The organism is Desulfovibrio sp. JC010 (assembly GCF_010470675.1).
In the GTDB taxonomy this organism is placed as follows: domain Bacteria; phylum Desulfobacterota; class Desulfovibrionia; order Desulfovibrionales; family Desulfovibrionaceae; genus Maridesulfovibrio.
Genome location: NZ_VOIQ01000020.1, coordinates 61,683 through 70,877, shown reverse-complemented (window position 1 = coordinate 70,877; position 9,195 = coordinate 61,683). Strand labels below are relative to the sequence as shown.

The following is a 9,195-nucleotide window of genomic DNA, read 5'->3' as shown; positions in this document are numbered from 1 at the left end:
TCAGCCGCCGCTGTCAATCATTAATTTTCATGTTCTCTCAAAATAATTTTTCAATGATCCCGGCACTTTACTTTCGCTCAGTGCGGAGTCGGAAACTATACAAACCGACTCGTGAAGTCAACCGTTTTGTGCCCGGTTTAGGCAAAAATCTGCAGGAGAGCAGATTTTGAAGTTGCCTGCTAAGGCAACACCCCGAAGGGGCGAGCCCCATGGACGGGGCGAGTCAAAAAAAAATTCTCGCCGCGCTCGTGGCTCTCAGCCGTTGCTGCGTCGAGAAGAGTGGTTCTATGGAAAAGCAGTGCTTCCGTCAACAGGTTTTTGAATTATTGTGGATATCTCTTCTTATTAATAGAGAGTCCAGAGAGGCTTAGCCTTTCTGGTCCCGCTGAAAGCGCCCTCGGAGAGCCGCCGGAGGCATAAAAAAAGGCCGTCCCGAAGGACGGCCTTTTAACTTCATATAGAACAGATCCTAGTGAGCTGCTTTAGCTGCACCGCCCTTGGGGTGACAACCAGCGCAGGATACGGGACCCTTGTCTTCTTTTACGTGACAATCAGTGCACTGCTTATGGTAAGCATTGCGCAGATCGGTTTTACCAGCTTCGGCTTTAACTGCATGGCAGTCAGCACACTTCTGGTCTTCGGAGGACTCGTCTTCAACGAGCTTTCCGTCTTCCCAGACATGGTGACAGGTTGCGCAGTCATCGATACCGGCAGCTTCATTGTGTGCGTCATGCGCGAACACAGCAGCAGGTCTTTCGTGCTTAGGGAAAGCCGGGTCCAGCAGGGAAGTGATATCTTCCTGGCAGAACGCGGGAACCATGTAGAGCAAGACACAGGCGGCAATGACCGCAATAGAGAATACTCTTTTAATCATTGTAATCTTCCTCCTACTCTTCCGGCTTTTCCATAAGATCATAGATCAGATCGCCGAAAAACTTAATGTCCATACCCAGCTCATAGTAATGAACGAGGTCTTCAAGTCCGCCGTGGCAGTTATGGCAGGGTGCGAGAATGGTATTCACGCCGGTTGCCTTGAGCTGCTCAGCCTTGATCTTGTTACCTTTCATACGGACGTTCTTGAACGGAGGACCGCAGTTGATGACACCGCCGCCTGCTGCACAGCAGTAGTTGTGCTCAAGGTTGGGGGTCATTTCAACAACGTTTTCACACAGAGCGTGTGCCAGCTTACGGGACTGTTCCATCAGGCCGCGACCACGGATGATGTTACAGGGGTCATGCACGGTGATAGGCTCTTTGAACTTCTCACGCAGCTTGATTTTGCCCGCTTCGAAGAGCTCCCAGAAGAACTCAACGGAGTGCACAACTTCGATGGGATACATTTCCCATGCATCCCAGCGGTTACCCTGATCATAGATAGAGCGGAATGCGTGACCGCACTCACCCATTACGATGCGCTTGACCTTGAGGTCGAGAGCGGATTCGAAATGGCGTTTCTTAAGACGACCCATCATTTCAAAGTCACCGGTGAACATGCACATGTCGGAGTTATCCCAGCCCGGTTCGGTGGGCATGGTGAAGTCTACACCGGCTTCGTTGAAGATATATGCAGCCTGATAGATGAGCTGGGTACGGAACTTGGGTTCCGGCGCGATAACTGAATAGTAGATATCAGCACCTTCTTTATCCAGCGGAATGCGCAGATTGGGCATTTCATCACGGGCTTCATCTTCCTGCCACTGCAGGGTATCCGGCCATTCATCATCCTTAAGCCACATCTGGTTCATGGTGGCGGAATGTGAATGTGCGGTATCCTGAATGTACTGCGGGGTTACGCCGAGCTTGTGGCACATGCGGCGCACCATGCTCATGATGTAACCGGTATCGATACCGAGCGGGCAGAAATGTACGCAACGGCGGCAGAGGTTACACTCAGTGTAAGCAACCTGAGCCATTTCGTAGACTTCATCAGCAGTAAGCTTGTAATTCTTGCGCAGAATCTTGCCCAGAGTCTGGTGAACTTTACCAGCGGGAGAATAGCTGGGGTCACCTTCGTGGGACATATAGTAATGGCAGGCTTCGGAGCACATGCCGCAACGCATGCAAGTCTCAGCATAAAGCTTGAGCTTGGCGCCGGCTTCTCCTTCAATAACCTGCTTGAGAGTATTTTCGATACGCTCCGGAGTCAGGCGGGAAACACCCCGCTCGAGTCCTACGTCTTCGATTTTCCTGTCGAATGTCATTTTTCAGTACTCCTTGCGGGAATTGGTTACCAGTCCTTGCAGTTACGGACACCGCCGAACTCGGAACCCATGTAGGCTCTGGTGAACAGGCCGAACACTGCGTGGCTCAAACGGGTGAAAGGAATGCTGATCAGCATGATTTCACCACAGAGGATATGCAGAATGAGCATAACCTTGGCATCGCCGATTTCGTGGTAGGACAGAACACCGGTCAGGAAAACGAGACTGGGAATAGCCAGTGCGATCCAGTCCTTGGCGGTGGTCAGGAATGCAACGTCTTTCTGCAGAAAACGGCGTGCGCCGAAATATACGCAGCAGACAACTACCAGAATGGACATGATGTCAGCAATGGTATCCGGAAGAGTCGGCCAGCTGATGCCGAAGAACTGATCCCAGAGAACCACGTGTCCCAGCAGGAAGATGGGAACAATGACAAGACAGATGTGGAAAATGAAGGTCATCATCGCAGTCCAGGGATTGCGCTGCCAACCGAGGGTTCCACCGGGGTTCATCCATGCCATGATGGAGCGGAAGCCCCACTTGAAGCTCATGAAGTGCAAAGACGATGCGTCTTTTGCCTTGGCGAGCTGGTACATGGAAACCAGTCTATAAGCGGAACCGAGAACAAAAACACCCCAGGCGAACCATGCCAGAGGACCGACAACGAATGCATAAACACTATTCATGTGTAATTCCTCCGGTTTTAGAATTCGCTTACTTCGGCAACGATGCGTACAAATTTGCCGCCGTCTATTGCACGAATGAGGACTTTGGAACTGTCAGGGCTGAAAATAGGCTCCCAGCACTGATCAAAATCCTGACCATAAGGCTTGCCGTCGAGAACAACGGTGTAACGGCCGTTCTTTTCAACCTTGGCAGCAACTTTGCTGCTGTCGGGGCTGAATACGGGCTTCCAAGCCATCTGGAATTTACCGGGCCATACTTTACCGTCACACAGGACAGTATAGTCGTAGCCGTCTTTACCGAGTGCAGCCGCACGGTCACCGTCGGGGCTGACAGCCAGATCGATAACAACAGGAGCGGTGATGGACCAGGGCTTGCCGTCAACAGCAACAGTGAAGCTGCCGAATACGGGGGCCACGATAGCGTAAAGCTTGGAACCGTCAGCACTGAACTGCTGGTGCCAGCAGTTGGCCATGTCGTTTTTCCAGATCAGTTCGCCGTCCTGAGCCATACCCCATTTTCCACCCAGACGAACAGGAGCTACAAGAGCACCGGTCGCAGGGTTGAAGCTGGGAGCCCAGACACACTGGAATTCGCGCTGCCAGATCTTGCCATCGACTGCGATGGTGTAATCATAGAGGGTCTTTCTTACCTGACAGGCAACTTTTTCACACTTGGCGTCAAACACCGGAGTGTAACAGTTCATGAAAACGCCATCCCATGCATTGCCGTTAACGGCTACTGAGTAGATACCTTTCTGGAAGGTCTCAATGTCAGCCTGAGGCATGGACTTCACCTGAACAACTGCTGCAGTGGATTTACCATCTGCACCTACGGTGAAATTATTTGCGTTTTCAAAAAAGTTTTCCCAGAGCACACCGTCAACACCCATGCCGTATTCCATGTCCTGCTGCACAGCGCAGACGATGGTGCCTTCGGGGCCGAAAGTTGTTTTCCAGATATAGCCGTAATTTTCCGGCCAGTGCTTACCGTCAACAGCCAGAGTCCACTCGCCCATCTGCTGGGCTACGCCAGTGAACCTGCCGTCGGGTGCGAATTTGGGGTAGAAAATCCTGTCGTATGCTTCTTCCCAAATTTCACCGTTGACGCAAGCAGTGAATTCCAATTCGCCTTTATGAACAACAGCACCGACTTTTTCACCGTCGGGGCTGGCATGGAATTCTTCCACCCACTCAAATTTATCAGACCAGGATCCAGTGTCCTGGACCTCTCGCCTACCGGGATTCCAATCCCACGTGGACGCATCAGGCATCTCACGCCTCCTCATTCCGAAGATCCGGTCTATCCGCCAATATACCGCATCAACTCGGTTTTCCGGGTGCTAAGCACCCCAGTTTTCTAACCAACAAAATAGTCCCGTCTTTGGTCGAAACAAACCTCGTCACACCAAGGCCGGAGACCCGTCCGACCTTATAACTGCAAGTTAATTGGCACATTTTGCTAAGTAGGACAATAGCATCCGGGGGGTTTGGGCGAGGATTTTTGTGAAAATAAAAAGGGTGGCAGCCTGAAAAACAGGCTGCCACCCTTTAAATAAACTCTTTTATATCAGACTGATAGATATTTGCTGTTTTACAAAAAACATCCTCACTTGATACATATTCAAAAGTTAACGATTTTTTTATTCCTACTCTAACAGTAGGACATATTACCTACCCATACGAGAGGTTATCACAGGTCCAATTCTTCATAAATATAATCGTAATCCAGCTCGGAATTCACCAGCCCTGCCCCGTGATTAATTTTAATCATATCCCGCAGCTTATAGCTTTCCTGAATGGCTTCCATTTTCTTGGCCACGGCATAGGTGTCGTCACGCACAACAATGACAGGGATTTCCAATACTTCGGAACGGGTCAGGATAATATCATTGGGATAAAGATTACCGGTCAGGATTAAGCAGGGGCAGTTACCCTCAAGAGCAACCAGCTGCACATCCGCCCTGTCGCCGCCGACAATGACTGCGGAATTCTTATGCCGCCTGAAGTGGGTGATAAAGTTTTCCACCTGCATGGTCCCGATGAGGAAGTTTTCCACCACCCGGTCAGCCTTGGCATGGGCTGAAATAATCTTACCGAAAAGACGCTCCGCAAGGTCGTTGACCTTAATGGCACCCATGAGCGGATCGCGGGGAATAACTCCCAGCACCTTTACCCCCCTCTTTTCAAGGAAGGGAACAATCAGGGAGGTGAGTTCGTCCATGTAATGCTCGGGCACGTCGTTAAAAACAACACCGAGAAAATCATCGCCCAGCTCTTTCTGAACCCGGAGCACGTAATCGTAATGCAGTTCACTGCTGTAGCGATCCACCAGAATGGTCTTGGCACCCAGCGCGCGGGAAACATCCGGCCCACTCACTCCGCAGTAAGTACCGGAGCTGAGATAACTGCCGGAGCCGCCGATGATCATCACATCCTTATCTGCACTGAGCTCCTGATAGGATTCAACAATGGAGGGCATGAGATCGCCCATATCTTCGGAAAAGGCTTTAATGGTGAAGTCGCGGGTGACCAGCACCGGGGTAACTTTTCCTGGGTCCTGCTCAAGATCCAGTACCTGCTGGATGAATGCCGCGTCCGCATCTCCGGGTTTATCGCCGTCCATATGCGGAACAGCACCTACAGGCTTCATGTAGCCCACATTGAAACCGCTGTTGCGGAACTTAAGCCCCAGGGACATGGCCAGAAGGTTCTTGCCGGAATATCCGGTGGTGGAACCTATATATATACCTACCATTTATGCCTCCTTGGAAATATCGACAACTGTCATCCGGGCATCGGCCACAAGAGCCTCTTCCGAATTGACAAGCACAGGATTGAATTCAGCTTCGTAAATTTCAGGAAAGTCGCTCGCAAGACATGACATCCTGATCAAAACATCAGTAATCGCCTCAAAGTCAACGGGCTCGCCCCCCTTGACTCCTTTCAACAACATGTAGGAACGGATTTCCCGAACCATATCCCCGGCATCCTCAACAGAAAGAGGAGCCAGCCGGAATGAAATATCCTTTAAAATCTCAACATAAACTCCGCCCAGACCGAACATGAGCAACGGGCCGAACTGCTTGTCCCGACGAAAACCCACAATAACCTCGCGGGACTCAGGCGTTGCCATCTGCTGCACCAGACACCCGGCAACATAAGCATCCGGGCGCAACCGCTGGGTCCGGGCGGTGATATCCCAGAAAGCCGCCCGCACTTCTTCTGCGGAATTGAGTCCCAGCCGGACCCCTTCCACATCAGACTTATGCGAAACTTCCGGGGAAGCAATCTTGAGCACCACCGGATAGCCCAGCTGTTCGGCAATTTCCACAGCCTCATCGCCGGAACGGGCAAGGTCGGCTTCAGGAGTGGGCAGACCGTAGGCAGTGACAATGTCACGGGCCTGAAATTCCACCAATTCCGAACGTCCGGATCGCAGGGCATTGTCCACAACTTTTCGTGCCGCTTCCAGATCATGCTCCGGGGTCACGAAAGTGCGCGGGGGACGCCCCTTCCAGACAGCATATTTGTGCATGCAGTCCATGGCCCGGACCGCCTGCTTGGGAAAGTCATATACCGGAATCCCGGCTTCTGCAAAAATATCGCGTGCCGGCCCGCTGTTGCGACGGCCCATCAGGCAGCAGAAAACAGGCTTGCTGATTTCGGCCATGCCTTCAACCACGGCATTGGCAACTTCCGTCAGGTCGAGATTGACCGTGGGAGCGATGATCACCAGCAGGCTGTTCACCGCCGGATCATGCCCCACCACACGCACCGCACGCCCGTACTTTTCGGCATCAGCGTCGCCCAGCAGGTCCACCGGGTTGTAAAGTGAAGCATACCCCGGGAGCATCCGCTGCAGTTCGCCGATTGTTTCAGGTGAAAATGTCGGCATGCGCATGACCGATTCCCCGCAGGCATCGGCGGCAAGAATACCGGGGCCGCCCGCGTTGGTCACAATACCGAGATTCGGTCCCTGCGGCAGTTCCTGCACGGAAAAAGCTTTGGCCAGATTGAAAAGTTCATCCAGCTTCTCCACCCGGATAACACCGGACTGACGGAAAGCGGCATCACAGGCCTGATCAGACCCGGCCATGGCTCCGGTATGAGAAGAAGCGGCCCTTGCTCCGGCAGCAGTAGTTCCGGCCTTCATCATCAGCACCGGTTTTTTCATGGCAACTTTTGTGGCCTGCTCCATGAACTCGTTTCCGTCTTCGATATTCTCAACATAGCCGAGAATTACCTTTGTCTCCGGGTCATCACCCAGATATTCCAGCATGGAGGCTTCGTTGATAACGGCCTTGTTGCCGAGACTGACGAACTTGGAAAAACCGATCTTCGTGCCCAATGCCCAGTCCAGCACGGCAACACATAATGCCCCGGACTGCGAAAAGAAGCCCATGGATCCGGGATAAGGGTTCCCGGTGGCAAAAGAAGCATTAACCCCGCCCCGGGAATTGATCACTCCAAGGCAGTTCGGACCGAGCAGATTTACATTATTTTTCTTTGCCAGCTGCGCAAGCTCTGTTTCCAGCAGCCAACCATCGTGGTCCACTTCTTTAAAACCTGCGCTGATCACAACAACAGAACCGACTCCCAGCTCCAGCAGTTCCCGGAAAGCCCCGAGAACACTGTCGCGGGGAACAGCAATAACGGCCAGATCAAGGGGACGGCCGATTTCTGAAATTTTCTTACAGACCTCAAGACCGCAAATATTCCCGCCCCGGGGATTAACCGGATACAGACTGCCATTATACCCGGCATTAAGCAGGTTGGACAGAACGGTGTTCCCTATTTTTCCGGAAACAGATGAAGCGCCTACAACGGCGATTGATGACGGAGTGAACAGACTATCCAAACTCTCTCCCGAATATTCCCCTGACATGAAATTGGGGACTCGTTATTTTGAAACCAAAACAAATTGTTAAATAAACGTAACATATAAAGATGCTGCAGGCAGGCTTTTTTCTGTTATCAGCCTAACAACTTTTAAACATAGTCCGAGCAGGGCAAGGATGGCAAGTATCTAAAACGCTCGGTAAAATTATATTATTTTATTACTGAGTATCCGCAAACAGAGCGAGAGGTCAAACTATTCTATCTATAAACTCTTCATTTATATGATAATTTTTCTCAAGCAAGCCAACAAGCCCAATATTCCCCATAACAAGCTGAGATATTGCGTTTTTATAATATTTAATGATAAGCGTATCAGAAGGTCGGGAATATAAATTAATATAATGCATTTTATAATTAGCCAAAATGCTGTCATTTTGAGGTGGGTCAGCTATGAATGCTATTGATGACTCAAAATTAATTGAAGAAAGTTTTTGTTCCATTACCGGGGACATCTTCAAAATACTTCCCAAAAGTAAGCTTCCATTCTGCCTGTACAGGATGAATTCGTCCAATGGAAGGTTTACCCCCATTACCATTCCGGGGAAAGCCATTGTTTCCGCTGACAAGCAGACCATTGCCACAGATTGCAACCGGGGGCTGATCTTCATAAAGTTCACTGATATCAACCAGTGCAGACCTTATTTTTTGCCCCACCTGCCTACTGTCATAAGCGATATTTCCCACTCTATTCCTGAAAATGAACTGGCTGCACTGCTGCTTGAGGGACTGAAAGGAAGTGCGGAAAAAATATATACCGATTCAATAAAACTACATTTCAAAGACTTCCGGACCACCCTTATCTCAGTAGGCGAACTCCTGCACGAAAAGCCGGAACTGCTCTGGATGATGATCCCGTTGCTTGATTCCCAGCATTCACTGGTTAACAAAGCCCTTTCCAACGGCATTATCGGAGCGGCAGTACTGCTGCATGCCCGCGAGATGAAACCTGATGTCAAAATTTTCGTTGATGCGCTTTTCGCACTTTTTCTCTGTGACATAGGACTCTGCAACCTCCCGGAATTCGTGCTCGGCAAAGAATTCTGCCTCTCGCTGGATGAGCAGAAACGTATCCGCCAGCATCCCATCGGGTCAGTTGAAGTGCTGAGCATGACCGGCAGCTTAAACAAAACTTCCCTGCGGGCGATACTTGAACACCATGAAAGAATGGACGGCTCCGGTTATCCCAGAGGCGTAACAAACGAGAATCTTTCATGGCTGGGCAAACTCTGCGGAGCGGTTGATTCATACGTAGCCATGACCATGGGCCGACCGGGCAAAAAAAGCATGGACACGGTCAAGGCCCTGAAAATACTCTACAGCGAATCCACGCAATATGACCCGAACATAATTTACGCGCTGGAAAAAGTGACCTACCGCGAAGAATAAAATTAAATCCCGCTCAGACTCGT

The 9,195-nt window shown here is 50.8% G+C and carries 7 protein-coding genes; 1 reads left to right on the top strand and 6 read right to left on the bottom strand.

Going from position 1 to position 9,195, the window contains the following annotated elements; all coding sequences use genetic code 11:
- Positions 1 to 469: 469 nt before the first annotated feature.
- The 6 genes from tmcA to FMR86_RS18740 all read right to left on the bottom strand — a co-directional run bounded on the left by tmcA (position 470) and on the right by FMR86_RS18740 (position 7,772).
- Entirely contained in the window at positions 470 to 874 is a 405-nt protein-coding gene (gene tmcA, locus FMR86_RS18765; RefSeq protein WP_163352936.1) for an acidic tetraheme cytochrome c3 TmcA, read from the bottom strand.
- Between the two features lie 13 nt (positions 875 to 887).
- A complete protein-coding gene (gene tmcB, locus FMR86_RS18760; protein ID WP_163352935.1) occupies positions 888 to 2,201 on the bottom strand; it encodes an electron transfer complex ferredoxin TmcB in 1,314 nt (437 codons plus the stop codon).
- A gap of 26 nt (positions 2,202 to 2,227) precedes the next feature.
- Positions 2,228 to 2,887: a TmcC family electron transfer complex membrane anchor subunit gene (tmcC, locus tag FMR86_RS18755; RefSeq protein ID WP_163352934.1), complete on the bottom strand. Its 660-nt coding sequence runs from the start codon at positions 2,885 to 2,887 to the stop codon at positions 2,228 to 2,230.
- A gap of 17 nt (positions 2,888 to 2,904) precedes the next feature.
- A complete protein-coding gene (gene tmcD, locus FMR86_RS18750; RefSeq protein ID WP_163352933.1) occupies positions 2,905 to 4,158 on the bottom strand; it encodes an electron transfer complex subunit TmcD in 1,254 nt (417 codons plus the stop codon).
- 419 nt (positions 4,159 to 4,577) lie between these two features.
- Complete coding sequence (locus tag FMR86_RS18745) at positions 4,578 to 5,642, bottom strand: phosphotransacetylase family protein (protein ID WP_163352932.1); 1,065 nt, start codon at positions 5,640 to 5,642, stop codon at positions 4,578 to 4,580.
- The gene (locus FMR86_RS18740; RefSeq protein ID WP_163352931.1) at positions 5,643 to 7,772 is read right to left on the bottom strand and encodes an acetate--CoA ligase family protein; all 2,130 of its coding nucleotides are present in this window, start codon (positions 7,770 to 7,772) and stop codon (positions 5,643 to 5,645) included.
- Positions 7,773 to 8,176: 404 nt separating this feature from the next.
- On the opposite strand from FMR86_RS18740, the gene FMR86_RS18735 reads away from it, so the two are divergent.
- Positions 8,177 to 9,172: an HD-GYP domain-containing protein gene (locus FMR86_RS18735; RefSeq protein WP_163352930.1), complete on the top strand. Its 996-nt coding sequence runs from the start codon at positions 8,177 to 8,179 to the stop codon at positions 9,170 to 9,172.
- The last annotated feature ends 23 nt before the right edge of the window (positions 9,173 to 9,195 follow it).

Bases quoted from the DNA above. Each gene is read 5' to 3' on its own strand.
- tmcB (WP_163352935.1), bottom strand. From the start codon at position 2,201: ATGACATTCGACAGGAAAATCGAAGACGTAGGACTCGAGCGGGGTGTT.
- FMR86_RS18740 (WP_163352931.1), bottom strand. From the start codon at position 7,772: ATGTCAGGGGAATATTCGGGAGAGAGTTTGGATAGTCTGTTCACTCCG.
- FMR86_RS18735 (WP_163352930.1), top strand. From the start codon at position 8,177: ATGAATGCTATTGATGACTCAAAATTAATTGAAGAAAGTTTTTGTTCC.
- tmcD (WP_163352933.1), bottom strand. From the start codon at position 4,158: ATGCCTGATGCGTCCACGTGGGATTGGAATCCCGGTAGGCGAGAGGTC.
- FMR86_RS18745 (WP_163352932.1), bottom strand. From the start codon at position 5,642: ATGGTAGGTATATATATAGGTTCCACCACCGGATATTCCGGCAAGAAC.
- tmcA (WP_163352936.1), bottom strand. From the start codon at position 874: ATGATTAAAAGAGTATTCTCTATTGCGGTCATTGCCGCCTGTGTCTTG.
- tmcC (WP_163352934.1), bottom strand. From the start codon at position 2,887: ATGAATAGTGTTTATGCATTCGTTGTCGGTCCTCTGGCATGGTTCGCC.